This window comes from Enterococcus sp. ZJ1622 (assembly GCF_011038845.1).
GTDB lineage: Bacteria > Bacillota > Bacilli > Lactobacillales > Enterococcaceae > Enterococcus_B.
Map to the genome: position 1 here is coordinate 1 of NZ_JAAKDW010000021.1, position 25,248 is coordinate 25,248.

23 protein-coding genes are annotated in these 25,248 nt (G+C 42.1%); 6 read left to right on the forward strand and 17 right to left on the reverse strand.

Translation table 11 applies throughout. The features are described from left to right. Positions 1-219: 219 nt before the first annotated feature. From G7Y42_RS13860 to dnaA, 13 genes are all read right to left on the reverse strand, one after another. Positions 220-1,512 carry an adenylosuccinate synthase gene (locus G7Y42_RS13860; protein ID WP_165007091.1) on the reverse strand — a complete coding sequence of 431 codons (1,293 nt, stop codon included), beginning with the start codon at positions 1,510-1,512 and terminating at the stop codon, positions 220-222. 293 nt (positions 1,513-1,805) lie between these two features. Beyond that, the gene (gene dnaB / locus G7Y42_RS13865) at positions 1,806-3,173 is read right to left on the reverse strand and encodes a replicative DNA helicase (RefSeq protein ID WP_165007094.1); all 1,368 of its coding nucleotides are present in this window, start codon (positions 3,171-3,173) and stop codon (positions 1,806-1,808) included. Between the two features lie 287 nt (positions 3,174-3,460). Then, positions 3,461-3,913, reverse strand: a complete 453-nt coding sequence (gene rplI / locus G7Y42_RS13870) for a 50S ribosomal protein L9 (RefSeq protein WP_165007097.1) — start codon at positions 3,911-3,913, stop codon at positions 3,461-3,463. Positions 3,914-3,918: 5 nt separating this feature from the next. Next, on the reverse strand, positions 3,919-5,892 hold the full coding sequence (locus G7Y42_RS13875) for a DHH family phosphoesterase (protein WP_165007099.1): 1,974 nt from the start codon (positions 5,890-5,892) through the stop codon (positions 3,919-3,921). A 123-nt stretch (positions 5,893-6,015) separates the two neighbouring features. Next, positions 6,016-6,252: a 30S ribosomal protein S18 gene (gene rpsR / locus G7Y42_RS13880; protein ID WP_002288370.1), complete on the reverse strand. Its 237-nt coding sequence runs from the start codon at positions 6,250-6,252 to the stop codon at positions 6,016-6,018. Positions 6,253-6,277: 25 nt separating this feature from the next. Continuing rightward, complete coding sequence (gene ssb, locus G7Y42_RS13885) at positions 6,278-6,790, reverse strand: single-stranded DNA-binding protein (RefSeq protein ID WP_165007102.1); 513 nt, start codon at positions 6,788-6,790, stop codon at positions 6,278-6,280. 50 nt (positions 6,791-6,840) lie between these two features. Then, the gene (gene rpsF / locus G7Y42_RS13890) at positions 6,841-7,140 is read right to left on the reverse strand and encodes a 30S ribosomal protein S6 (protein ID WP_165007105.1); all 300 of its coding nucleotides are present in this window, start codon (positions 7,138-7,140) and stop codon (positions 6,841-6,843) included. Between the two features lie 250 nt (positions 7,141-7,390). Then, a complete protein-coding gene (gene gyrA / locus G7Y42_RS13895) occupies positions 7,391-9,883 on the reverse strand; it encodes a DNA gyrase subunit A (protein ID WP_165007107.1) in 2,493 nt (830 codons plus the stop codon). Positions 9,884-9,902: 19 nt separating this feature from the next. Further along, positions 9,903-11,849, reverse strand: coding sequence for a DNA topoisomerase (ATP-hydrolyzing) subunit B (gene gyrB / locus G7Y42_RS13900; RefSeq protein WP_165007110.1), 1,947 nt, complete (start codon positions 11,847-11,849; stop codon positions 9,903-9,905). Next, positions 11,846-12,970 (reverse strand): DNA replication/repair protein RecF, encoded by a 1,125-nt coding sequence (recF, locus tag G7Y42_RS13905; protein ID WP_165007113.1) that lies wholly within the window; start codon positions 12,968-12,970, stop codon positions 11,846-11,848. Before recF ends, gyrB begins: the two co-directional genes overlap by 4 nt. Further along, on the reverse strand, positions 12,957-13,199 hold the full coding sequence (yaaA, locus tag G7Y42_RS13910) for a S4 domain-containing protein YaaA (protein ID WP_165007116.1): 243 nt from the start codon (positions 13,197-13,199) through the stop codon (positions 12,957-12,959). Before yaaA ends, recF begins: the two co-directional genes overlap by 14 nt. Positions 13,200-13,426: 227 nt before the next feature. After that, positions 13,427-14,557, reverse strand: a complete 1,131-nt coding sequence (gene dnaN / locus G7Y42_RS13915; protein WP_165007119.1) for a DNA polymerase III subunit beta — start codon at positions 14,555-14,557, stop codon at positions 13,427-13,429. Positions 14,558-14,753: 196 nt separating this feature from the next. Continuing rightward, positions 14,754-16,088 (reverse strand): chromosomal replication initiator protein DnaA, encoded by a 1,335-nt coding sequence (gene dnaA, locus G7Y42_RS13920; RefSeq protein WP_165007122.1) that lies wholly within the window; start codon positions 16,086-16,088, stop codon positions 14,754-14,756. A gap of 520 nt (positions 16,089-16,608) precedes the next feature. Here dnaA and rpmH point away from each other — a divergent pair. From rpmH to jag, 4 genes are all read left to right on the forward strand, one after another. Further along, a complete protein-coding gene (gene rpmH / locus G7Y42_RS13925; RefSeq protein ID WP_002293121.1) occupies positions 16,609-16,743 on the forward strand; it encodes a 50S ribosomal protein L34 in 135 nt (44 codons plus the stop codon). 117 nt (positions 16,744-16,860) lie between these two features. After that, positions 16,861-17,217, forward strand: a complete 357-nt coding sequence (rnpA, locus tag G7Y42_RS13930; RefSeq protein ID WP_165007125.1) for a ribonuclease P protein component — start codon at positions 16,861-16,863, stop codon at positions 17,215-17,217. Further along, the gene (locus G7Y42_RS13935) at positions 17,214-18,035 is read left to right on the forward strand and encodes a YidC/Oxa1 family membrane protein insertase (RefSeq protein WP_165007128.1); all 822 of its coding nucleotides are present in this window, start codon (positions 17,214-17,216) and stop codon (positions 18,033-18,035) included. The genes rnpA and G7Y42_RS13935 overlap by 4 nt, the downstream gene beginning before the upstream one ends. 14 nt (positions 18,036-18,049) lie before the next feature. Next, positions 18,050-18,814, forward strand: a complete 765-nt coding sequence (gene jag, locus G7Y42_RS13940) for an RNA-binding cell elongation regulator Jag/EloR (protein ID WP_165007131.1) — start codon at positions 18,050-18,052, stop codon at positions 18,812-18,814. Positions 18,815-19,009: 195 nt separating this feature from the next. Here jag and G7Y42_RS13945 read toward each other — a convergent pair whose 3' ends face one another. Next, entirely contained in the window at positions 19,010-19,348 is a 339-nt protein-coding gene (locus G7Y42_RS13945; protein WP_165007134.1) for a hypothetical protein, read from the reverse strand. Between the two features lie 769 nt (positions 19,349-20,117). Here G7Y42_RS13945 and mnmE point away from each other — a divergent pair. Together mnmE and mnmG are read left to right on the forward strand one after the other, a co-directional pair. Continuing rightward, positions 20,118-21,515 (forward strand): tRNA uridine-5-carboxymethylaminomethyl(34) synthesis GTPase MnmE, encoded by a 1,398-nt coding sequence (mnmE, locus tag G7Y42_RS13950; protein WP_165007136.1) that lies wholly within the window; start codon positions 20,118-20,120, stop codon positions 21,513-21,515. A 16-nt stretch (positions 21,516-21,531) separates the two neighbouring features. Next, positions 21,532-23,433 carry a tRNA uridine-5-carboxymethylaminomethyl(34) synthesis enzyme MnmG gene (mnmG, locus tag G7Y42_RS13955; RefSeq protein ID WP_165007139.1) on the forward strand — a complete coding sequence of 634 codons (1,902 nt, stop codon included), beginning with the start codon at positions 21,532-21,534 and terminating at the stop codon, positions 23,431-23,433. Between the two features lie 75 nt (positions 23,434-23,508). On the opposite strand, the gene G7Y42_RS13960 is transcribed toward mnmG, so the two are convergent. From G7Y42_RS13960 to G7Y42_RS13970, 3 genes are all read right to left on the reverse strand, one after another. After that, on the reverse strand, positions 23,509-23,808 hold the full coding sequence (locus G7Y42_RS13960; RefSeq protein ID WP_165007142.1) for a hypothetical protein: 300 nt from the start codon (positions 23,806-23,808) through the stop codon (positions 23,509-23,511). A gap of 85 nt (positions 23,809-23,893) precedes the next feature. Beyond that, positions 23,894-24,163, reverse strand: coding sequence for a hypothetical protein (locus tag G7Y42_RS13965; protein WP_165007145.1), 270 nt, complete (start codon positions 24,161-24,163; stop codon positions 23,894-23,896). A gap of 9 nt (positions 24,164-24,172) precedes the next feature. After that, positions 24,173-25,248: hypothetical protein (locus G7Y42_RS13970; protein WP_165007148.1), on the reverse strand; the 1,076-nt coding region annotated here is incomplete at its 5' end.

A 25,248-nucleotide genomic window follows, 5' to 3' on the forward strand; every position in this document is an offset into this window, starting at 1 on the left:
ATATGCGCTTGCGGATTTTTCTAATCAACGGGTTAATCAGCTACACATAAAAAAACATCAAAGCTAGTAACTTTTACTAACTTTGATGTTCATAGATGACCTTATCAGTCCGATTTGACAAAGAGCCCAAAATGATGTCCATCCTCCAATATGGTCAAACAGCAAGTTAGCTCATTTCTATAGAGACAGAAATGTCCTGATTCAGCTAAGCTGATGGCTTTAGATTTGCGCCCACACGCTTTCTAAGATATTTGTTTGTGTTCTATCAGGGCCGACAGAGAACGTTGAGATACGCACGCCTACAAGCTCTGAGATACGACGGACATAGTTCCGTGCATTTTCTGGCAATTCCGCAAGGGTTTTGCATCCTGTAATATCTTCAGACCAGCCTGGTAGTTCTTCATATACGGGTTTGCAGCGTTTCAATTCTTTCAGACTAGCTGGATAATGATAAATCAATTCACCGTCTAATTCATAAGCTGTACAGATTTTCACTGTTTCCAAACCACTCAATACATCGATCGAGTTAAGGGATAGATTGGTGATACCTGAAACACGTTTTGAATGGCGCATCACAACTGAATCGAACCAGCCGACACGACGAGGACGCCCTGTCGTTGTGCCGTATTCACGACCGACTTCCCGGATCTGCTGTCCTGTTTCATCAAACAATTCTGTTGGGAAAGGTCCGTCTCCCACGCGAGAAGTATAAGCTTTACATACACCCACGACTTTATTGATTTTTGAAGGACCCACGCCACTTCCGATCGTTACACCACCAGCGACAGGATTGGAAGAAGTCACGAATGGATAAGTCCCTTGATCGATATCAAGCATCACACCTTGTGCCCCTTCGAATAGTACACGTTTGCTAGCATCCAGTGCATCATTCAAAATCACCGAAGTATCTGTCACATATTGTTTGATTTGTTGCCCGTATTCATAGTATTCCTCAAAAATATCATCGAAGGCCAATGGTTCAGAATCAAACATTTTGACGAATTGACGATTTTTTTCTTCTAAATTCAACCGCAAACGTTCTTCGAAAATTTCTTTATCCAATAAATCGGCGATCCGGATCCCGACACGAGCCGCTTTATCCATATAAGCTGGTCCGATCCCTTTGATCGTAGTTCCGATTTTATTTTCTCCTTTTGCATCTTCTTGCAGTTGATCCAATTTGATATGGTAAGGCAAGATGACATGTGCACGATCAGAGATTCGCAAGTTCTCTGTTGTGACGCCTTTTTCATGCAGATAGGCCAATTCTTTCACCAATGATTTCGGATTGACTACGACGCCGTTACCGATCACACTGATTTTGTCTTTATAAAAAATCCCAGAAGGAATCAAATGCAGTTTATACGTAACACCATTAAATTTGATCGTGTGTCCTGCATTATCGCCACCTTGGTACCGTGCGATCACTTCAGCATTTTCACTGAGAAAGTCCGTGATTTTCCCTTTCCCTTCGTCGCCCCATTGTGTACCTACTACTACTACAGATGACATTTGAACACCTCGTTCTATATTATTTAATCCTGAACCATTGTATCAATATCTATCTGTTAATTCAACTAAAATCGAATGATATTTATATTTAATTTATAAAAACGCTTAAAAAACGAACTTTGGTTACTTTAGAAAATAGTTCCAAATAAAAAAATGAGGATAGGACATCAATTAGTCCTCTCCTCATTTTCAGGTGTTCCATTTCTTGTTACTTAAAAGCTAGATGGTGGTAAAATAGCTGACCTTCAGACATTAAGTTCAGGTCAAAACGCTACTTTCACGACCTCTATTTTCTAATACTCTTCTCTCGGCGACAACGAAGAAAATTTGTTGTATTCTTTGATGAATAACAGTTCAACGGTCCCTCGCGCCCCGCTCCGGTTTTTCTCAATGATCACTTCGATCACATTGTCATTATGCGGCTCTTCACCATCGCTATCTTCTCCGCCTTCTCGCTCATAGTAGTCATCACGATATAAGAAAGCAACGATATCCGCATCTTGTTCGATCGAACCTGATTCCCGAATATCACTCAAGACTGGTCGTTTGTCTTGTCTTTGCTCTACCCCACGAGATAATTGGGAAAGTGCGATAACTGGTACTTTTAATTCTTTCGCCAGTTTTTTCAACTGCCGGGAGATATCTGAAACTTCTTGTTGGCGGTTTTCCTTGCCATTGCCTTCGATCAGCTGCAGATAATCGATCAAGATCAAGCCTAGGTTCCCTTTTTCTTGTGCTAGCTTACGGCATTTAGCACGGATCTCAGAGATTTTTATCCCAGGTGTATCATCGATAAAGATATTTGCCCGCGACAAGCTGCCCATAGCAACGATCAGATTGGACCATTCTTCTTCTGACAGCTGCCCTGTACGCAGATGGCTGGCTTCGATCGATCCTTCTGCACAAAGCATCCGGTTGACCAGAGATTCCGCCCCCATTTCCAAACTGAAAATAGCCACAGAACGATCTGTTTTCGTTCCGACGTTTTGTGCGATATTCAAAGCAAAAGCGGTTTTCCCTACCGCAGGACGTGCGGCTAAAATGATCAGTTCTTCTGGCTGAAATCCAGCGGTCATTTTATCCAATCCCTGGTAACCAGTAGGCAGACCTGTGATCTCTTCATTGTTTTGTGCAAGCCGGTCGATATTTTCAATCGTGGAGTTCAATACTTCAGCAATCGATAAAAAGCCGCTGCGATTTCTTTTTTCGGACACTTCCAAGATACTGCGTTCTGCATCATCAAGGATGGACTGGACTTCTTCTCCTTGTTCGAATCCTTTCGTCACGATGCCTGTAGCAGTTTGGATCAAATTACGCAATAGGGATTTCTCTTCAACGATTTTCGCGTAATAAACGATATTCGCGGCAGTTGGGACAGCTAATGCCAAATCAGAAAGATAACTCAATCCGCCAGCATCTTCCAATAGATTGTTCTGCTCTAGCCGATCCTTTACGGTGACAACATCAATCGCTTCATTTCGATCATTCAGCTCGATCATCGTTTCAAAGATGATCTGGTGCCCGCGACGGTAAAAGTCTTTCGGCTCTATGTACTCCATGGCATCAATGATCGTTTCTGCGTCTAAAAAAACAGAGCCCAGAACCGCTTGTTCGGCTTCTATATTCTGCGGTGGAATTCGATCCTGCCACACTTCATTCATACGTATCGCTCCTTGTCTTCAATTGCTTCATTTTACAAGAAAATGAAGCAAAAGTCATCCTTCCTTAGATAAGTGTAACAAAAAAAAAATGGATAGTCTTATCTTCTGATCGCATGACCTGCTCATATTCGTTTGATTCTCTCAAGAAACAAGCCGAAATCAACCTGAAATCATCATGCAGCATGCCTTTTTCTGCTGCTTTTTCTCTCAGATAAATCTCGGCTTGACAATTCTTATTCGAAGATTAGACTCTAGTCGTAAATTCTTCGCAAACAGTGTTCAAAAGCTTATTCTTGCACTACATGCACTTTGATCGTTGCTGTGACTTCATGATGCAATTTCACAGGTACGTTCGTGTATCCTAGTGAACGGATCGGATTTTCCAATTCGATTTTGCGTTTGTCTAATTTTACTTGGTATTGTTTGTTCAAGGCTTCCGCAATTTGTTTAGAAGGGATCGAACCGAACAAGCGGCTGTCTTCTCCGGCTTTTGCTTTTATCTCTACGACAGTTTCTTCTTTTTCCAAGAATTCTTTCAATTTTTTAGCTTCTGCCAATATTTCTGCTTCTTGCTTTTCTTGTGCTTTTTTCTGTCCGGCTAATTGGCTGATGCTGCTTTTTGTTGCTTCTTTTGCCAAATTGTTTTTGATCAGGTAGTTCTGTGCATAACCTGCAGGGACTTCTTTAATGTCTCCTTTTTTTCCTTTGCCTTTTACATCTTGTAAGAAAATTACTTTCATTTGGATTACTCCTTATCATATATTTGATTCAACTTTTCTTTGATTGCAGCAAACAGCTGCTCTTTGGTCTCCTCAACGGTCACATTCTCCAATTGAGTGGCGGCGTTCGTGAAATGTCCACCACCGCCTAAAGATTCCATGATCAGCTGAACGTTGATCTTTCCTGTACTTCGGGCACTGATTCCCACCAAGCCGTCTGTACGTTTCGTGATCACGAATGCGGCATTGATATCGATCATGGATAAAAGCGTGTCTGCTGTTTTTGCAGCGATAACACTATTATACTCTTTTTCCTCTGTACCTGCTGCTACTACAATATCAGAAGTCACATACTCGCTGTGAGCAATCAGATTGCTGATTTCCAAATATGTGTCGAGATCTGAGCTCAATAAATATTGTACTAGGGATGCGTCCGCTCCACAAGTCCGTAAATAGCTAGCTACGTCAAATGTTCGTGCAGTCGTCCGAACATGGAAGCTGTTCGTATCGACGACCATGCCAGCAAGTAACAACGTGGCTTCGAATCGATCGAGTCGGTTGGTTCGACTGCTTTGATACTGGATCAGTTCAGAAACCAGTTCAGAAGCAGATGAAGCAGAAGATTCGATATACGTCAGCAATGGCTTGCTTGGAAATTCTTCTCCTCTGCGATGATGGTCAATGATCACGATTTTATCGAACTGCTCATAAAGGCTTTGAGAGATCGATAGCGACGGTTTATGATAGTCGACCATCACTAGGAGATCCTCTTCTTTCTTAAGCTCCATCGCTCGCTCAGGGGAAATCAATTGCATTTCTAGGTCCGGGTGCTTGCGGATCTCCTCTAAACATCGCTCTGCATCTGGGATGATCTCATTTTCATTGATGACGACATATGCTTTCTTTTGGTTGAATCGTGCTAGACAACTTACGCCAAATGCTGAACCGATCGCATCCATGTCTGGAAAACGATGTCCCATGATGAAGACATCCCCTGTTTCATCGAAAATCCTCCGCAAAGCCGTACTCATCGCACGGGATCTGACGCGTGTACGTTTGACTGCTGTTGCCGACTTACCGCCGTAATAAACAGGTTTTGCCCCTTCACGCATTTCTTTTACGACGACCTGGTCACCGCCTCGAACTAGCGCAACATCTAGATTGTTTTGCGCTTCGCTGCCGATTTCATCCAGAGGCTTCTGACCATAGGCAATTCCCATACTCAATGTAAGCGGCATGCTTTGCTTTTCTGCTTCTGCTCTCAAGCGGTCAAGCAGGTCAAATTTTTTCTCCATCATCTTTTTCAGATCAATCACTTGCGCAACGAAGAAAAAACGTTCAGAGTTGATCCGTTTGAAGAACACATGATATTCATTCATCCAGTCAGAAACTAAAGTAGTGATAAAGGAATTCAAATAAGAAACTTCTTTGTCATCCAATTTATCGACTGCATCAGAATAATTATCGATCGACAAGATACCGATCACTGGCTGGCTATTGACCTGGTGCAATTTCAATAACTGATTTTGAGTGATATCGCTGAAATAAACGACCCCTTTCACTGTATCCATTTCGAATTGAAAGGTCTTGTCTGCCAAGTATACTTGTGTTTTCTTCTTTTCTTTCGCAGCAAAAAAAGCATCAAGAAGCGCTTCTTCTGAAAGCGCACTTTGGTCTTTAAGCCGCAATGCAAAAGGATTCATCCATTCGATTGCTTGAGTCGTTGGCTGATAAGCGATGATTCCAACTGGCATGACCTCTGATACATATGCCAAGTTCGTTTCTGCGACTGTCGAAGCTTTTTGGATCTTTTCCCGATTTTTCAAGACCATCCACCGCTTCATCTTCAACCAATATCGTACGCAAAAAACATTCATTATAAGAATCACCGAAGCGCTAACAATACGAAACGGCAAAAGTAAAACAACCAGTACTTCGATGAAGATAAACAATAGAATGAAGAGAGGTCTTGGGGTCAAGTGATTCGTTTCTTTTTCCATAATTGTCCTCCCGTAAATGATTACTCTAATTTTACCATAACTTTTGTCATTCAAGCGACTAATCGAATAAACTGTTCCTGATAAAAAAAGAAGCTATGACCACAGTCATAACTTCTTTTGCTATTAGTCTTCGCTAACGAATGGTAATAATCCCATGATACGAGCACGTTTGATCGCAACTGTGATTTTACGTTGGTTTTTAGCGCCTGTACCTGTTACACGACGTGGTAAAATTTTACCGCGTTCTGAAATGAATCTTTTTAGTAATTCGATATCTTTATAATCGATATATTCAATATGGTTAGCAGCAATATAGTCTACTTTACGACGTTTACGTCCGCCTCTTCTTTGTTGTGCCATTCTATTTCCCTCCTATCAAATTCGTTTAGAATGGTAAATCATCATCTGAAATGTCGATCGTTGAACTTGAACCGAATGGATCAGAAGTATCACGATCAAAATCAGGCATACCGTTGGATGATTGAGATGTTTGATTAGCGTTATTGTTTCCGCCAAAATCGCTTGTCGCTGGACCAGAACTTTGGTAACCACTGCTTTGTTGGCGATTTTCAGATGCAGAACGGCTTTCCAGTAATTGGAAATTGTCAGCTACTACTTCTGTTACGTATACGCGTTGTCCTTGCTGGTTATCGTAAGAACGAGTTTGAATACGACCAGTAACACCCAAAAGTGTTCCCTTGCGAGCATAGTTTGCTAATGTTTCTGCTGATTTGCGCCAAATCACACAGTTGATAAAGTCAGCCTCACGATTGCCGTTTTGACTAGTGAAATTACGATTTACAGCCAACGTAAACGTTGCAACGGCCGTGCCGCTTGATGTGTATCGCAAATCAGGATCCTTCGTCAGACGTCCAACTAATACAACATTATTAATCAAAATAGTCATCTCCTCTCATCGTTGTCTTATTGTTCCACATGAAACAATAATTAAGCTTCTTCTTTAACAATCATGTGACGAATGATATCGTCGTTGATTTTAGCAAGACGGTCAAATTCATTGACTGCAGCTGCTGATGATGGAGAAGATACTTTAACGATGTGATAGATACCTTCACGGTAACCGTTCATTTCATAAGCGAAACGGCGTTTTTCCCAATCTTTAGATTCGATAACTTCAGCTCCGTTATCTTTTAAGATTGCATCGAAACGTTCGATTAAAGCAGTTTTTGCTTCTTCATCAATGTTTGGACGAATAATGTACATGATTTCATATTTCGTGTTTTCCATTGATTTTCACCTCCCTATGGACTTTCGGCTCTCAGGTTCCTAAGAGCAAGGAGAGTTTTCTAATAAATTAGACTACTCACAAGCTTTGATTATACACGCATTTCTTGCCAAAAGCAACCTGTATCAAGTAGATTCATAAAAATACAGCAATACTTAAAAGAAACGCAAAAAAACAAAAAACGCCTGCACGATCCCCATTTTATCCATGGTCATCGTACAGGCGGCACTTAATTTTCACGCAATAGGTGGCTTATTCTTCTGATTGTTCTTCTGTCTGTTCCGTATTGTCAACTGTTTCAGCTGTTTCTTCCACTACTGGTTCGACAGCAGCCATTGTCACAACTTTCGTATCAGCTTCCATTTTCATCAAGCGTACGCCTAATGTGGAACGCCCCGTTTGAGAGACAGTCGAGACGTTGAAACGAATGATCACACCTTTATCCGTGATAAGCATGATATCTTCATCACCGACAACTGTTGCAAGACCAGCCAACGGTCCATTTTTTTCTGTGATATTCGCTGTCTTGATCCCTTTACCGCCCCGACCTTTTACAGGATATTCAGATACTTTCGTCCGTTTTCCATATCCTTTTTCCGTAATGATCAGCACTTCTTGGTCTTGATTCATCAAGGCTGCGCCAACGACATAATCTTCTTCACGCAAGCGAATCCCTCTCACACCGGAAGCTGTACGTCCCATATCGCGGACGACTTCTTCTTTGAAGGTGACAGAGTAGCCATTATGTGTCCCGATAATGATGTTGGAATTCCCATTCGTCAATAACACATTGACTAGCTCGTCGTCGTCTTTCAGTCCGATTGCGATCAGTCCATTGCTGCGGATATTCGCAAATGCAGTCACAGAAGTACGTTTGACTGTCCCTTGACGTGTCGTGAAGAACAAATAGTGCCCTTCTTCTACTTCACCAGTCACTGCGATGATTGCTTGGATTTTTTCACTTGAATCGATCCCTAGCAGATTGATGATCGGAATGCCCTTGGCTGTGCGACCATATTCTGGGATCTCATAGCCTTTTGCCCGATAAACTTTCCCGTTGTTCGTAAAGAACAGCAGAGTGTCATGGGTGGAACAAGAAACAAGGTTCTTCACGAAATCATCGTTGTGGACACCCATTCCCTGGACGCCGCGTCCGCCTCTGCGCTGTGCGCGGAATTCACTGTTGGCTAAACGTTTGATGTAGCCATTGTTCGTAAGTGTGATCACGATTTCTTCTTCTTCGATCAGATCCTCGTCTTCTAAGCTCAATACTTCGCCGACGAGCAGCTCTGTACGGCGTTTGTCGCCAAAGCGCTGGTTCAAATCTGCCAATTCTGTTTTGATGATCTCTGTCACACGTTCCGGTCTTGCTAGGATATCTGCCAAGTCTTCGATCAGTTTCAGTAATTCTTGGTATTCATTTTCGATCTTCTCACGTTCCAAACCGGTCAGACGGCGCAAACGCATATCAAGTATCGCTTGTGATTGACGGTCAGATAATTCAAACCGTTCGATCATCGCTGCTTTTGCTTCATCATCTGATTTAGAGCCACGGATGATCGAAATGATCTCATCGATATGATCCAGTGCGATACGCAAACCTTCTAGAATGTGTGCGCGAGCTTCGGCTTTTTCTTTTTCAAAAACCGTCCGGCGAGTAATCACTTCGCGTTGGTGTTCGATATAGTTTTCTAAGATTTGTTTCAAACTCAACACTTTCGGCACGCCTTTTTCAATGGCGAGCATGTTGAACCCGAATGAGTTTTGCAGCGAAGTCAATTTATATAGATTGTTCAAGATCACTGAAGCACTTGCGTCACGGCGGATGTCAATCACGATCCGCATCCCTTCACGTGAAGATTCATCACGCAGATCTGTGATCCCTTCGATCCGTTTGTCTCTGTGCAGTTCGGAAATCCGTTCGATCAGTTTTGCTTTATTGACCATGTAAGGAAGTTCAGTGACGATGATCCGTTCTTTTCCGTTCGGCATTTCCGTGATTTCTACTTTTGCTCGAACAGTGATCGATCCCTTCCCTGTTTCGTAAGCTCTTCGTATACCGGATTTGCCCATGACCAAACCACCTGTTGGGAAATCTGGTCCTGGCAGTACTTCCATCAATTCATTGGTCGTCACCTCAGGATTGTCCATCAGCAAATCGATGGCTGCTACGACTTCCGACAAATTATGAGGCGGGATATTCGTTGCCATCCCTACAGCGATCCCTGTAGTTCCGTTGACCAACAAGTTAGGGAAACGCGCAGGTAGGACAACCGGTTCTTTTTCCGTATCGTCATAGTTGCTTTGGAAATCGACTGTGTTTTTGTTGATATCACGTAGCATCTCCGTTGCGATTTTGCTCATCCGAGCTTCTGTGTACCGCATCGCAGCTGCGCCGTCCCCATCGACTGATCCAAAGTTTCCGTGTCCGTCAACCAGCATGTAACGATAGCTGAAAGGCTGTGCCATACGCACCATCGATTCATAGATCGCGCTGTCTCCGTGGGGATGGTACTTACCCATGACATCCCCAACGATTCTGGCAGATTTCTTATGTGCTTTATCCGGTGTGACCCCTAATTCATTCATTCCGTACAAAATACGGCGATGAACAGGTTTCAATCCATCTCGGACATCTGGCAATGCACGAGCGACGATCACGCTCATCGCATAATCGATGAAGGAGTCTTTCATTTCACTGGTTAGATTGACATCATGGATGTTTTCTCTGATTTCTTCACTCATCTTTTTTCCTCCTTCATGATTAAATATCTAGATTTTTCACGTAATGCGCATTTTCTTCAATGAATGCTCGTCGTGGTTCTACACGATCTCCCATCAGCATTTCGAAGATCTGGTCAGCTGCGATCGCATCATCCACGCTTACTCGCGCCATCATACGATTACTTGGGTCCATAGTCGTTTCCCACAATTGATGGTCATCCATTTCGCCCAATCCTTTATAGCGCTGTACGCTTGGCTTAGGTGAAGCTGGTAGTGAAGCAACGACTTGTTTTAATTCTTCTTCTGCGTTTTTCCCGGGCTGTACATACGTGATTTTCTTTCCTTGTTTTACTCCGTACAAAGGTGGCTGTGCGATATAAACATAGCCTGCTTCGACGATCGGACGCATATAACGATAAAACAGTGTCAGTAGCAATGTACGAATGTGTGCGCCATCGACATCGGCATCGGTCATGATCACTAGCTTATGGTAACGTGCTTTAGATACATCGAAATCTTCACCAAAACCTGTCCCCATCGCTGTAAACAATGAACGGATCTCTTCGTTCGCTAAAATCTTGTCCATACTTGCTTTTTCCACGTTCAAAATCTTCCCGCGGATCGGCAGAATCGCTTGGAATTCACGATTTCGTCCTTGTTTTGCTGAACCGCCGGCAGAATCTCCTTCGACGATGAACAATTCGCATTTTTCAGGATCATTGCTTGAGCAGTCTGCCAGTTTTCCCGGAAGGTTGCTGATTTCCAGTGCTCCTTTACGACGTGTTACTTCACGCGCGCGTTTCGCTGCTAATCGTGCACGTGAGGCAAGCAATCCTTTTTCGACGATTTGTCGGCCGACACTTGGGTTTTCTAGTAAGAATTTCATGAAATGCTCGCTGAATAAACGGTCAGTCACTGTACGTACTTCGGAATTCCCTAATTTCGTTTTGGTCTGGCCTTCAAATTGAGGGTCTGGATGTTTGATAGAGATAACAGCTGTCAGCCCTTCACGTACATCTTCCCCTGTCAGGTTGTCATCATTTTCTTTCATCAATTTCTGTTTGCGGGCATAATCATTGATCACACGAGTCAAAGCTGTCTTGAATCCAGATTCATGCGTTCCGCCTTCGTACGTATGGATATTATTGGCAAAACTCATGATATTCGAGTGATAGCCATCTGTATATTGCATGGACACTTCCACTGCGATATCTTGTTGTTCGCCTTCTAAGTAAACAGGCTCAGGGAAAATCACTGTTTTATTGGCATTCAAGTATTCGACATAACTCTTGATCCCGCCATCATAGTGATATTCCTTCAAGACTGGTTTTTCTTCTCGTTTGTCTTCGATCGAGATATGCATGCCGCGATTCAAGAATGCCAATTCACGGATACGTGTGGCTAGTTTCGTAAAGTCAAATTCCGTTGTTTCTGTGAAGATTTCCGGATCTGGAACGAAATGGACCGTTGTCCCGTGACGGTCTGTCTGATCAATGACTTTCAGATCATCGACGACAGCACCACGACGGTATTCCTGGTAATAAACCTTGCCGTCTTTATATACCTTCACATCAAGGATCGTAGACAACGCATTTACGACGGAAGAACCTACCCCGTGAAGCCCTCCGGAAACTTTGTATCCGCCACCGCCGAATTTCCCGCCGGCATGAAGAACAGTAAAGACTGTTTCTACCGCAGGACGACCTGTTTTCGCTTGGATATCGACTGGGATCCCTCGTCCGTCATCTACTACGGTGATACTGTTGTCTTTTTCTATGATTACTCGGATCTCCGTAGCAAAACCGGCCAAGACCTCATCAATAGAGTTATCAACGATTTCCCAGACTAAGTGGTGCAAGCCTTCTGAACTTGTCGAACCGATATACATGCCGGGACGTTTTCGAACGGCCTCAAGTCCTTCAAGTACTTGAATCTGACTGGCATCATATTCTTTAGCACGTTCTACTAAACTTCTTTCTTCTGTCATTCAGTTTCTTCTCCTTTTATTTTCCCCTGCTGAACATAAAAAATCTCAGGTTCAACAGTCATTTTGTTTTTTACATGGTCAAGTGTCGTTGTCGTCAAGAATGTTTGCACTTTTCCTTCGATTGTTTCCAGCAGATGCAGCTGTCGATTGTCATCTAATTCACTCATCACATCATCTAGCAAGAGAATCGGATATTCTCCGGTCTCTTCTTTGATCAAGTCGATTTCTGCCAACTTGACGCTCAAAGCAGTGGTTCGCTGTTGCCCCTGCGAACCATATGTCTGTACATTTTTCTCATTGATGAAAAAAGAAAGATCGTCACGATGCGGACCCACTGTCGTCGTACCACGAAAAAGGTCTTTCTTTTTATTCTGATTCAGCAAAGCTAAAAATTGTGCTTGGATTTGTTCTTGCGTTTGAGTTTCCAAAGAAGAAATAGCGGTCACATATTCGATTTTTAATTGTTCTTTCTGATGAGTGATCTGCTGATGCAGGGCATTCGCCCAAAATTCCAGTCGTTTGATAAACTGCGCTCTTGCTTTCAGCACTTTGCTTCCGAATTCTGCTAACTGTTCGGACAGAATATCCAAGTAAAGCAGATCGGTCTGTTTTTTCTCATTCAATTGTTTCAGGTATTGATTCCTTTGTTTTAGAATCGACTGATATTGCACAAGGTCATAAAGATAGATCGGATTGATCTGACCTAATTCCATATCCAGAAATTTCCGCCTGACTTGCGGGCTTCCTTTTACTAGCGAAAGATCCTCCGGTGCAAATAAAATGACGTTCAATTGACCAACATAGCTGCTAAGCTTCTTTTGCTCGATATGATTGATCTTTGTTTTTCGCCCCTTCTTAGATAGCAGGATCTCCAGCGGAATCTTGGAGGAACCTCTGGTGATCTCTCCTTGGATCATTGCCTGATCGTCATTCCAGCCGATCAATTCCTGCTCGCTGCTTGTCCGGTGGCTTCTTGTCATAGCGAGTACATAGATGCTTTCTAAAAGATTGGTTTTCCCTTGCGCGTTCTCCCCCAAAAAAATAACCAGATTCTTGGAAAAATCGATGTGTAATTCTTGATAATTCCGATAATTTTTGAGAAGCAGCTTATTCAGCCTCATTATCGTTATTTCCTTTTTTTACCATAAAAAAAGTTCCTACTTCTGGAACTTCGACCATCATACCGGGATAAAGCTTTCGTCCGCGACGATTTTCTGGTTCGCCATCTACCAGGACGGTGTTTTCTGCTAAATACCATTTTGCCTGTCCACCGCTGCCGATGACTGTGACTTCTTTCAGCATTTGACCCAACGTCATAAATTCGGTTTTTAGAATGACTTGTTGTTTCAATGTTCATCCCTCATTTTCATTTTTAAAAGTATACTCTATTATACCTTTTTTTTCGCAATAAAACAAATTTATCCATATATTTTTCCGTATAAGACGATTTAAATGAAAAAAGGTGTTTTAAACAAAAATAAACAGAAAGCCTTAAAAGTGATTTTAGGGCCTTCTGTTTAAATTTTATTGTTTCTAAATTTTTTCAAAAGTTTTTTCAAACTTAATGAAAATCACCGTTAATTTGTACGTACAGGAGTGATCAGCTGGATGAATTGTACCCCGTCTTCTGTTGGTTCCAGTGTAAATGGACGGATAGCTGAAATAAATTTCACCTTGATACTCATATCACCGAATGCACGTAAAGCAGATTTCATATAATCAGGATTGAAAGAAATCTCCAGCGGATCACCGCTGCTTGCTGCATAGCTTAAACTTTCTTCTACTTTCCCAATCTCTGGAGAATTTCCATACAATACGACAGCATCCGGACTGATCGATAGACGGACGATATTGTTTCTTCCTTCATGGGAAAGCAATGACGCACGCTCGATCGCGGCCAAGAAACTTGGAACAGAAAATTCGACTTCTGTATTGAAACTTGAAGGGATCAGACGATTCGTATCAGGATAATTTCCTTCCAGTAAGCGGGAATAGAAATACATCGTTTCTGTTTTGAACAGTACTTGGTTTTCCATGATGCTGATCTCTACGATCTCTTCTTCATTCGTCAATGAACGGGAAAGTTCGATCAAGCTTTTCCCAGGAATGACGATATCGAATTGATCAGCAGCTTGTTCTACAGGGATCACTCGTTGACTAAGACGATGTGAATCTGTCGCTACAGCTAACAATGAATGATCTTTCAAAATAAAATGAACACCTGTCAAGATCGGACGGCTCTCATGTTGGGAAACGGCGAACACTGTTTCATTGATCAATTTCGTCAAGACATGTACAGGCAATTTCATCTGATTGTGACTTTCAACTACTGGAAGGTGCGGATAATTCTCTGCATCTAGACCATTGACGATGAAATTTGCTTTTCCGGAAGTAATGGCTACTTGTTTGTTTTCTAGAACTTCTAAAGTGAAGGTCTCTTCAGGCAGACGGCGAATGATTTCACTGAAAAAACGAGCTTGCAAAACGATCGAACCAGTCGATTCGATGTTCATTTGCGCTTTTTCGTTTTCAACAGACAAAAGAGTTTCGATCGAGATATCCGCATTGCTCCCAGTTAGAGTCAGTCCTTCTTGTGTCAAAGTGATTTTGACACCTGTCAATATAGGAATAGTTGTTTTACTTGAGATCGCTCGTTGAACAGTTTGCAGCTCTTGCATAAAACTAGCTCGGTTTAAAGTAACTTTCATGTTGGTTCTCCTTTGTCGTGTTTATTTATTATTAGTTAATATAAATAATAAAAGTAATAGGGCTTGTTGATTCTGTGGAAAACTAAAAAAACGCAAGAAAGAAAAGAAAAAACAGGTGTGGAAAACATGTGCATAACTTTTGGTTGTTTTTTCTTTTTATCCACAAGACTTTTTTGCGGTTTTGCTTTTTCCATTTTTAGTTTAGTAAGAAATTCTTAATCTCTGATACTTCATTTTGCATACTTACACTTGAGTCCATCAGCTGCTGGATTTTTTCATGTGCATGGATCACAGTCGTGTGGTCTTTCCCGCCAAATTCCGCACCGATCTTAGGTAGCGAGTTATCGGTCAACTCACGAGCGAGATACATGGCGATCTGACGTGGGACGACGATTGATTTGACGCGTTTTTTCCCTTTCAGATCTTTCAGCTGGATATGATAGTATTTGGCCACTTCTTCTTGGATCTGTAAGATGGAAAGCTGTGGGTGCCCTTTCCCTGATTTCAGTGTTTTCAAGGCATCAGCGGCTAGACTTGTCGAGATATCCTCGCTGTTCATTGCAGCAAAAGCTTGTACACGGACCAAGGCGCCTTCTAGCTCACGAATATTCGAATCGATCTGTCCAGCAATATAGCTCAGTGTGTCATCTGGGATTTCCAGGCGCTCAGCAGCGGCTTTTTTACGCAAGATAGCTGTTCGTGTTTCCAGATCAGGGGGCGTGATATCGACTGAAAGTCCCCAGGCAAAGCGGGATACGAGACGTTCTTGCAGTTTAGGGATCTCATTTGGCAGACGATCACTCGTCAAAACGATTTGTTTCCCTTCATTGTACAACGCATTGAATGTATGGAAAAACTCTTCTTGTGTCGCTTCTTTTTCGGCAAAAAACTGGATATCATCGACTAACAGTAGGTCGACATTCCGGTATTCTTGACGGAATTCTTCAGCTGTTTTGTTTTGGATCGAGTTGATGAAATCATTGGCAAATGTTTCGCTACTGACGTATTTGACCTTCGCATTCGGTTGGCTTAACAGCATTTGATGACCGATCGCATGCATCAAGTGAGTTTTACCAAGACCAACTCCTCCATAGAAGAACAACGGATTATAGATCGATCCCGGATCTTCTGCAACAACTAATGCGGCAGCATGAGCCATCTGGTTTCCTTTCCCAATAACAAATGTATCAAATGTATATTTGGGATTCAGCATGGCTTTCTTGATAGGCGCTGCGACAGGTGCTTTCGGGCTTTTGGCTTCCTCAACTTCTTCTTGTTCGGCTTCTTCTCCCGTGACGAATCGCGGAATGATCTCTTTTCCTGTCAGCATATACCCGACTTCGACGATTTTCGTGGCCAGATTTTTTTCCCAATACTCTTTGTGGATCTTACTAGGGACCTCTACGACAAGCTGACTTTGGTCGAGCGAGCGCGGGCTGGCAGTTTCGATCCAGGTATTGTAGCTGGCTGGAGACAGATCCTTTTGATAATTTGTCTTTAATTCGTTCCATAAAGCATCGAGGGATACCATATAAGGCTTCCTCCTTCATTAAAAAGTGAATAACTAGTACTAATTTAGCATTTTTTACGATAGTTTTCCACAGAAACCAAAGAAAAAATTTTTTTAATTACAATTATCCACATAATCACAAGAAAACAAAAAGAGAAAATCACATCTGGGAAAAATAGTTATCCACACCACTAATGCACAGGTGGAAAACTAGTGAAAAACAATAGATTTCCTCTAGTGGTTGTGGATAAAAAAAGCATATTTATCAATACTTACAGAAAACAATACACAGCTTTTTGCTGTATTGTGGATTTCTTTTTTTACACGTGTTTATTCTGTGTAAAAATGCCTTTTTATTTTCTGTGGATAATCCTTGTGTATAACTTTTTCCACAATGAAATCACGCAGAAAAAAACATTCTTGTGGATAAGTTTTGAGAATGTTCCTTTTATTTTATATTGACAAAAACACTACTTTGTCGTTATACTATCAAAGTATGTCTGTGTTTATAATTAGATAAGAAATTTTGGAGGTGGAATACATGAAAAGAACATACCAACCAAATAAACGTAAACGTCAAAAAGTTCACGGATTCCGTAAACGTATGAGTACTAAAAATGGACGTCGTGTTTTAGCAAGCCGTCGTCGTAAAGGAAGAAAAGTTCTTTCAGCATAGGCCACTGGGGTTTCAGTGGTTTTTTTTATACCCTTTTTTAGGGAAAATGTGAAAGGATAATCCTAAATATGGTATGATTGTTGACGTAAGCGAGAGATAGAAAAGGAAAGAAAACTAATGAGAAAAGCGTATCGAGTGAAAAAAGAACGAGAGTTTCAAGCCGTGTTTCAAACAGGGGCTTCCTTTGCTAATCGTAAGTTTGTCGTATACCGTTTAGAAAAGAAGGGCCAGCCGCATTTTCGAGTGGGTCTGTCTGTAGGGAAAAAGGTAGGGAACGCGGTATGCCGCAATGACGTAAAACGTAAAATTCGTGCAGCGGTCTATTCTTTAAAAGAAGAGATCGATCCGGAAATAGATTTCATTGTGATCGCGAGACCAAGCGTCAAGGGACTGACTTACGACGAGATTCGCTCCAATTTAGTCCACGTCTTGAAGCTTGCAAAAATAATCGACAGAGAGGAAAAGAGTAAGTGAAGAAATACAAACGTTTACTTTTGATGGCTGGTATCATCAGTCTGGTCATCGTCTTATCCGGTTGCGGAACTGGAGAAGTCAGCGCACAAAGTACAGGAATTTGGGATCGCTATATTGTTTATTACTTTGCTGAAGCGATCAAAGCACTGTCATTTGGCAATGCCGGAATCGGGATCATCTTATTTACTTTGATTATTCGTGTGATCTTGCTGCCATTGATGCACTTTCAGACAAAAAGCATGCGCAAAACGCAAGAGCTTCAGCCAAAACTGAAAGCATTACAGCAGCAGTACAGTTCAAAAGATCCAGAGACACAAGGAAAGCTTCGTGAAGAACAGCAGCGGTTATATGCAGAAAACGGTGTGAATCCGTACGCCGGCTGTCTTCCTTTATTAGTCCAAATGCCGATTTTGATGGCTTTATGGCAAGCAATTTCACGTGTACCGGAATTAAAGCAAGGACACTTTTTATGGCTGAACCTAGGGACAGCAGATCCTACGTTCATTCTGCCGATCTTAGCGGCCGTCTTTACCTTTGCAAGTACGTATTTATCAAGCATGAGTCAGGTAGAATCAAATTCTTCAACAAAAATCATGACTTTTGTCATGCCTGTCATGATCTTGGTGATGGGGGTCAACTTAGCAAGTGGTCTTTCATTATACTGGGTGATCTCTAATGCGTTCCAAGTACTGCAAACGATGCTGATCAATAATCCGTTCAAGATCAGAAAAGAACGGGAAGAAGAAGCGCGAAGAATCCGAGAAAAAGAACGCGCCTTGAAAAAAGCAATGAATCCGAAGAAAAAACGCAAAAAATAAGGGAGGGAATGCTAATGCCGATTTATGAAGCTGCAACAATCGATGAAGCGGTCCAAAATGGACTGAAAGATTTAGGTTTAACAAAAGACCAAGTCGAAATCGAAATACTGGAAGAAGGAAAAAAAGGATTTCTGGGAATGGGACGAAAAAATGCTCGTCTTTCGATCCAGCCGAATCTCAGCGAAACGGTTTCGGAAACAGTCGAAGAGACAGTCGACGAAGTCTTGGAAGAACAGCCAGAACCAGTACAAGAGCTGGTGGTCGAGACGGAAACTTTACCTGAAGATACAGAAACAAATTCAGAATTGGGTGTTTTAGGTGACGAAGCAGCTTTGACGGAATTGGCAGTCTATCTCACCGAAATCTCTAAGCAGTTAGATGCACCGGCACTCGTTAAGATGGAGCGTGACTCGAATCTGATCATTTTTCATCTAGAAACAGATAAACAAGGAATCTTGATCGGCAAACACGGCAAGACGCTAAATGCGCTGCAGTATTTAGCACAGGTATTCATCCATCGTGTGGCTGAAAGCAAATTGTCAGTCGTCGTGAATGTCGGCAACTATCGGGAAAAACGTCAGGAAATCATCCAGCGCTTAGCCGAGCGGACAGCCGATAGAGTCAAAAAAACAGGTCAACCAGTCTTTTTGGAACCAATGCCAGCTTTTGAGCGTAAACAAGTCCATGCAGTCTTAAGCAAAAATGAATATGTCCAAACACATTCAGAAGGGGATGAGCCTTACCGCTATCTCGTTGTGGAGCCTGCAAAGAGAAGATGAGGATCGGTGGAAACAAAACAAATTTCTCGAATTGCCGAATTCTCGTTGACAAAGTTTTTTAAACCAAGTATATTTTACTAGAAATCATTCTTATCGGAGTATACGATGTTCAAGTAGTCTTACTTTGATAAAAAAAGAACGCGGAGCTTAGGCTTCGCGTTCTTTTTTACGAAAAAACCGTCTGTATCAAGCAGATCAGCCGATCGTTGTCTGAACAAACTGGATCACTGTACCATAAGCAAACAGTTCTAACAGCTGTTTGCCATCTCTTTCTTTTTGCTGATACTCGAAATGACAATTGATGACAGCATTTGCGCCGTATTCGAGTACTTTTTTCTTTAGTTTAAGCTTGGTGGTCAAGAATAGATCATCAGTGGGAAACGCTGGGTCGAATAAATCAGCTTCAAAACATTCAACCACAAAAGCAATGTCGCGAACGATATACTTTTGATTGATATTACCGGTAGACAAAACGACATCGTTGATCCTCGGATCGTTTTCTCCATCAATTGCAGCAGGTTTAAACTGGCTCATACGTTTGCTCCTTTCAAAAAGCTGGAATTTTTAGATAGCGCTACCATTCAAGTGTACCGTGTTTCTAGCGAAAGATAAAGCTTTACCGAAAGAGAAACAAGTATTTCTTTATTTTGAAAAAGTTAGCAAAGGGAGAAAAAACAAAAGGGATATAATTAATTAACGGCCTAGTTCCAAGCAGATGAGAAAGGAAGCAGATAGAGTGAAACCATTGAATGAAGAACAAGTAGCAAAATTGATCCAATCAGCCAAATAGAAGAGAAAAGAAAAAACGAGCAGGTCTTTCGGTAAAAGACAAAACAGCACATAAATTGCATAAGGGGAAGATGTTTGACAAAGCTATTTGGCAGCTACCAGTAGAGATACGTAAACAAACGATACAAAGATCAGTTACTCTTATGGATTATCTTTTTCTGATAATCAGGACCCACAGAGCATTTATCATTTAACGAAAGAGGAAATCAGTGTGATCAAAAAAGCTGTCATGGAAGAAAAACGACTTCATCAAGATTAGAAGAAAGGACTCAAGTAAGCAAAGGTTTGGTTTCTCGTCGAACAAGATACTATCAAAACGGCAAGAGTCAGTAAGATAGAGGGTTTAAAATTTAAGAACAGTCTGAAGGACTTGATTCCTTTTGGCAAGTGTGATAGTCTATGACCAGAATTTAATCAAGAACAAGCAGTCAAAGTGCGAAGTTCACCGTTTATAGAAGATAAAGGGTGGAGTGGGCACTTTTTTTGTGCGTAAAATGAAAAAGGATGTGAAAAAATGGCTGAAATTACTCTAGAATTTGATACGATCGCTGCAATTTCCACCCCACCAGGAGAAGGAGCCATAAGCATCGTTCGTTTAAGTGGTGATCAAGCGGTCCAGCTAGCGGATAAAGTCTACCGCTCTGGTTCCAAACATTTAACAGAAGTGCCAAGTCACACGATCCATTATGGCCATATCGTTGATCCAAAAAATGATCAGTTAGTTGATGAAGTGATGGTTTCCGTCATGTTGGCACCCAAAACCTTTACTCGAGAAGATGTAGTCGAGATCAATTGCCACGGCGGGATCGTCGTTGTGAACCAAATCCTGCAATTATTGTTGCGAGAAGGGGCTCGCTTGGCTGAACCTGGGGAATTTACAAAACGGGCATTTTTGAATGGACGTGTCGATCTTTCTCAAGCAGAAGCAGTGATGGACTTGATCCGAGCTAAAACAGATAAAGCGATGGGCTTGGCGTTAAATCAGTTAGATGGCAATCTATCTGCCTTGATTCGCTCATTGAGACAAGAAATATTGGAAACTTTGGCACAAGTAGAAGTAAATATCGATTATCCAGAATACGATGACGTCGAAGAACTGACCACTAAGTTATTACTTGAAAAGGCTCAAATGATCCAGCAGCGGATCCAAGCACTGCTAGCGACCTCAAAACAAGGGAAAGTCTTGCGTGAAGGTTTGAGCACAGCGATCATCGGGCGTCCAAACGTTGGGAAATCCAGCTTATTGAATCATTTGTTACGGGAAGAAAAAGCAATCGTGACAGACATCGCCGGAACGACTCGAGACGTGATCGAAGAGTATGTGAATGTTCGAGGAGTACCATTGAAACTGATCGATACAGCTGGGATTCGAGAAACAGAAGACGTAGTTGAGCGTATCGGAGTCGAAAGAAGCCGCAAAGCATTAGCAGAAGCCGATCTGATCTTGCTTGTATTGAATCAGAGCGAGCCGCTGACAGTCGAAGACGAACAGCTGTTAGAAGCAACAAAGGGACTGAAACGGATCATTCTTTTGAACAAAACAGATTTGCCACAACAGCTGGAACAAGAAAAGTTAGCCCAACTGATTGAAGATGAACCGGTATTTTCAGTATCTGTTGCTAAAAATGACGGATTAGATCGCTTAGAAACAGCAATCTCAGAATTATTCTTTAGTGGAGAAACTGGTGAGCGTGACGCGACTTATGTCTCAAACACTCGCCACATCGCATTACTGGAAAAAGCATCTATCTCCTTAGATGAAGTCATCGCAGGAATCGATGCAGGCATGCCTGTCGACCTAGTACAAATCGATATGACACGCTGCTGGGATTACTTAGGCGAAGTTGTCGGCGATAGCGTACAAGATGAATTGATCACACAATTATTCAGTCAGTTCTGTTTAGGAAAATAAGAGGAGGAACACATCAGTGAATCATTATCAAGCAGATGCTTATGACGTCATTGTCGTAGGCGCAGGGCACGCTGGTTCAGAAGCTGCATTAGCTTCCGCTAGAATGGGCTCTAAAACATTGCTATTAACAATCAACTTGGATATGGTGGCATTCATGCCATGTAATCCTTCAGTCGGCGGACCTGCAAAAGGTGTCGTTGTCAGAGAAATCGATGCTTTAGGTGGCGAAATGGGAAAAAACATCGATAAGACCTATATCCAAATGCGTATGTTGAATACCGGAAAAGGTCCAGCTGTCCGTGCATTGCGTGCGCAAGCGGACAAACACGCGTATTCGACAGAAATGAAACATACGATCGAAAAAGAGCCAAACTTGACTTTGAGACAGGGGATCGTAGAAGAATTGATCGTAGAAGACGGCATTTGCCGTGGCGTAGTCACTTCTACTGGCGCAAGCTATCGCGCAAAAGCAGTAGTGATCACAGCTGGGACAGCACTTCGCGGAGAAATCATCATTGGCGAATTAAAATACTCTTCTGGTCCGAACAATTCTCAACCATCGATCGGTTTAGCCAATCATCTGAAGGAGCTTGGATTTGAAATCGAACGGTTTAAAACAGGAACTCCACCTCGTGTCAAATCAAGTACGATTGATTATTCTGTCACAGAAGAACAGCCAGGGGACAAAGAACCAAACCATTTCAGTTTCAGTACCCCAGACAGTGCGTATAAATTGGATCAAGAATCTTGCTGGTTGACTTATACAGGCGAATCAACACATAAAATCATCCGAGACAACTTACATCGTGCACCGATGTTTACAGGGATCGTCGAAGGGGTAGGCGCACGTTATTGTCCATCAATCGAAGACAAGATCGTTCGTTTTGCCGACAAGCCTCGTCATCAATTATTCTTGGAACCAGAAGGCTTGAATACGGAAGAAGTCTATGTCCAAGGTTTATCGACTTCACTACCTGAAGATGTGCAAGTAGATATGTTGCATTCAATCGCCGGTTTAGAAAAAGTGGAAATGATGCGTACAGGCTATGCGATCGAATACGATGTTGTAGAACCACATCAGCTTCGCCCTACATTGGAAACGAAAGTGATCGAAAACTTATATACTGCTGGACAAACAAACGGTACTAGCGGATACGAAGAAGCAGCAGGACAAGGGCTGATCGCCGGAATCAATGCCGCATTGAAAGTGCAAGGAAAAGAACCTTTAGTGATCAAACGCAGCGATGGCTATATCGGTGTCATGATCGACGACTTAGTAACAAAAGGAACGAATGAACCATACCGTCTGCTGACATCTCGTGCAGAATACCGCCTGCTTTTGCGTCATGACAATGCAGATTTGCGTTTGACAGAAATGGGTCATCGTGTGGGTCTAGTAAAAGAAGATCAATACAAGGCTTATTTGAAGAAAAAAGAAGCAGTCGAACAAGAAATCAAACGACTGATGAACGTCCGGATCAAACCAACCGAAGAAGTTCAAGCTTTTCTAGCAACGATCAACGCAGCACCATTAAAAGACGGTGTATTGGCAAGCGACTTCTTGAGACGTCCAGAAATCACTTATACTGATCTCTTGCGTTTTATCCCAGAAAATACCGAATTAACACGCAAAGAAATCGAACAAGTCGAAATCCAGATCAAATACGAAGGCTACATCAAAAAAGCCATGGAAAAAGTCGAAAAATTAAAACGGATGGAAGCAAAAAAAATCCCAACAAATATCGACTATTCAGCAATCAACGGTCTGGCAACCGAAGCCAAGCAGAAACTGGAAAAAATCCAGCCGGAAACAATCGCGCAAGCCAGCCGTATCAGTGGTGTGAACCCCGCCGATCTAAGTATCCTGATGGTCTACATCGAACAAGGGAAGATTGCGAAAGTCAGTGAACCTGCATAAAGAATAATAGAACAGAACCGGTTTTTGTGAATGACTGCAAAAGCCGGTTCTGTTTGTATAGATCAAGCAAAGAGTTTACAGGCTATCCAGAGAATGAGGAGTTTGCTCAACGATTTGTTTTGCTTTATCCACCCATTGGCCTTTAGCAAAAGCACTTAGTTTCTCGGAATAACTTTGACTATCACGTTTAAGTTCGTTGATATAAGTTTGTTTTTTGCTCTGTACACGAAGTTTTCGTAAGGTTGAAGTTTCGATACTTTGCCGAGCGACCCAATTTCGGATCAGATTTCGTTCTGCTTGCTTTTGGAGATTGATCAGATGCTGGTGCATTTCCTCTAACCATTCCTCTATCCCAGTTATGGTATTTTCAAACATTCTTTTTATCCTCCCATTGCTTCTGTCTTAATTCTTCTTCGAGTAACATTTGCTGTTTGTGGTAGGACATTCGGTTTTCTTCCAACTAGTGTTCCAAAGTATGTGAAGCATGTTGTATGGTTTGCTGACCTTCATGTTTTGCTTGCTCCAAATAGCGATAGGCTGTAGAAGGAGGAAGCGGGTCATAGTGACCTTTACGGGAAATAATCTGGAGTTGATGGGCAAGCTGATCTAAATGGCGAAAAAATCTGTATTTTTCATTTGAAAGAATATCAAATGTTTCTTCCAGCTTTCGTTTATTTCGATAATAGTTTTCTTCGGTTTCATTCATTTTTCTGTGTATATTGTATTCCATCTTATCCTCCTAATTGAAATGATTGGCTAGTTCTTTGTCCGTGGCAACTTGTTTGTCGATCACTTGATTGATTTCTTCAAGAAGTGCCGTATACTGCTTTTCATAATTGGTCAGCTTTTTCAATGCGTTTTTGTATTCATTGATCGGTTGAGTGGCAATCACGGCTTCAGTGGCATTTCCTTCGTCAAGGGCGGACATCTGTTCAAGTGTCGTCAAAGAAGGGCCAAGAGCTGCGGCATCTCTTTTTGTTTGCTTCCAAAGTTCGCCAGCCTGTTCGATATTTTCTTGATACATTCGTTTGAAGCGGGCGATTTTTTCTTGTGTTGCCAGGATCATGCTTTCAGTGATCGTTTTCGCTGAGAGCGCATCCAAAAAAATCTCCTGTGAAGCAGTGAGTTTGCCGCTGCCAGCGGTTCGAAAGTGTTTTTCCAGCTTGGACAAAGCAGTCATTCGGGCATCTGTCAGATCTTGGGCTGCTTGTAGTCCTGTCCGCAATTTCCCGTTTTCATCTATCAAAGCAAGTTTTCTTAAAAGCATTGCTTGCGTCTTTCGCGTCAGAAAACCGTTCATTTCGTGGCCTTCGCCGTTTTCTAAAACGATTTTTTCACCTGGATACAAGCTGCCGAATAAACCAGATACATTGTTTAAGGGATCATTTTCAGAAATCAAGTAGACTAAGCGTCCTTGGTAATCCTTTATGATTTTCTTGATCGAAGTACTTGGACTAAGTCGGATTTTCGGCAGATTCCTGCCTCCTTGGATCATCGAGCTGAACAGTGCCTCCGTCAGTGAATTGTTTAATGGCGCGGCGTTATAGACAATGATCGTTGGTACCTGATGCGCCATGCCTAAGATCGCTCCATTGCGTCCGCCAAGTGAGTGCCCGGTCACTGTCTCTATCGAATAACCCTCTTTTTTCAATCCTTTGAGAAACTCATTTCCTTGAGCAAAATAAAAAGAAGATGCTTGGCTCCCGCTAAAAGCGATCGCTCCCCACTGAGAAATATCCTTCAAACTTTCCAATGTCCCGTTATCCATATTCGTTCCGGCAAAGCCGACCGTGACTTTGCCAGTTTGGGTATCTT

Bases quoted from the DNA above. Each gene is read 5' to 3' on its own strand.
- G7Y42_RS13860 (WP_165007091.1), bottom strand. From the start codon at position 1,512: ATGTCATCTGTAGTAGTAGTAGGTACACAATGGGGCGACGAAGGGAAA.
- dnaB (WP_165007094.1), bottom strand. From the start codon at position 3,173: ATGAATGAAGTGTGGCAGGATCGAATTCCACCGCAGAATATAGAAGCC.
- rplI (WP_165007097.1), bottom strand. From the start codon at position 3,913: ATGAAAGTAATTTTCTTACAAGATGTAAAAGGCAAAGGAAAAAAAGGA.
- G7Y42_RS13875 (WP_165007099.1), bottom strand. From the start codon at position 5,892: ATGGAAAAAGAAACGAATCACTTGACCCCAAGACCTCTCTTCATTCTA.
- rpsR (WP_002288370.1), bottom strand. From the start codon at position 6,252: ATGGCACAACAAAGAAGAGGCGGACGTAAACGTCGTAAAGTAGACTAT.
- rpsF (WP_165007105.1), bottom strand. From the start codon at position 7,140: ATGGAAAACACGAAATATGAAATCATGTACATTATTCGTCCAAACATT.
- gyrA (WP_165007107.1), bottom strand. From the start codon at position 9,883: ATGAGTGAAGAAATCAGAGAAAACATCCATGATGTCAATCTAACCAGT.
- gyrB (WP_165007110.1), bottom strand. From the start codon at position 11,849: ATGACAGAAGAAAGAAGTTTAGTAGAACGTGCTAAAGAATATGATGCC.
- recF (WP_165007113.1), bottom strand. From the start codon at position 12,970: ATGAGGCTGAATAAGCTGCTTCTCAAAAATTATCGGAATTATCAAGAA.
- dnaN (WP_165007119.1), bottom strand. From the start codon at position 14,557: ATGAAAGTTACTTTAAACCGAGCTAGTTTTATGCAAGAGCTGCAAACT.
- dnaA (WP_165007122.1), bottom strand. From the start codon at position 16,088: ATGGTATCCCTCGATGCTTTATGGAACGAATTAAAGACAAATTATCAA.
- rpmH (WP_002293121.1), top strand. From the start codon at position 16,609: ATGAAAAGAACATACCAACCAAATAAACGTAAACGTCAAAAAGTTCAC.
- rnpA (WP_165007125.1), top strand. From the start codon at position 16,861: ATGAGAAAAGCGTATCGAGTGAAAAAAGAACGAGAGTTTCAAGCCGTG.
- jag (WP_165007131.1), top strand. From the start codon at position 18,050: ATGCCGATTTATGAAGCTGCAACAATCGATGAAGCGGTCCAAAATGGA.
- G7Y42_RS13945 (WP_165007134.1), bottom strand. From the start codon at position 19,348: ATGAGCCAGTTTAAACCTGCTGCAATTGATGGAGAAAACGATCCGAGG.
- mnmE (WP_165007136.1), top strand. From the start codon at position 20,118: ATGGCTGAAATTACTCTAGAATTTGATACGATCGCTGCAATTTCCACC.
- G7Y42_RS13960 (WP_165007142.1), bottom strand. From the start codon at position 23,808: ATGTTTGAAAATACCATAACTGGGATAGAGGAATGGTTAGAGGAAATG.
- G7Y42_RS13965 (WP_165007145.1), bottom strand. From the start codon at position 24,163: ATGGAATACAATATACACAGAAAAATGAATGAAACCGAAGAAAACTAT.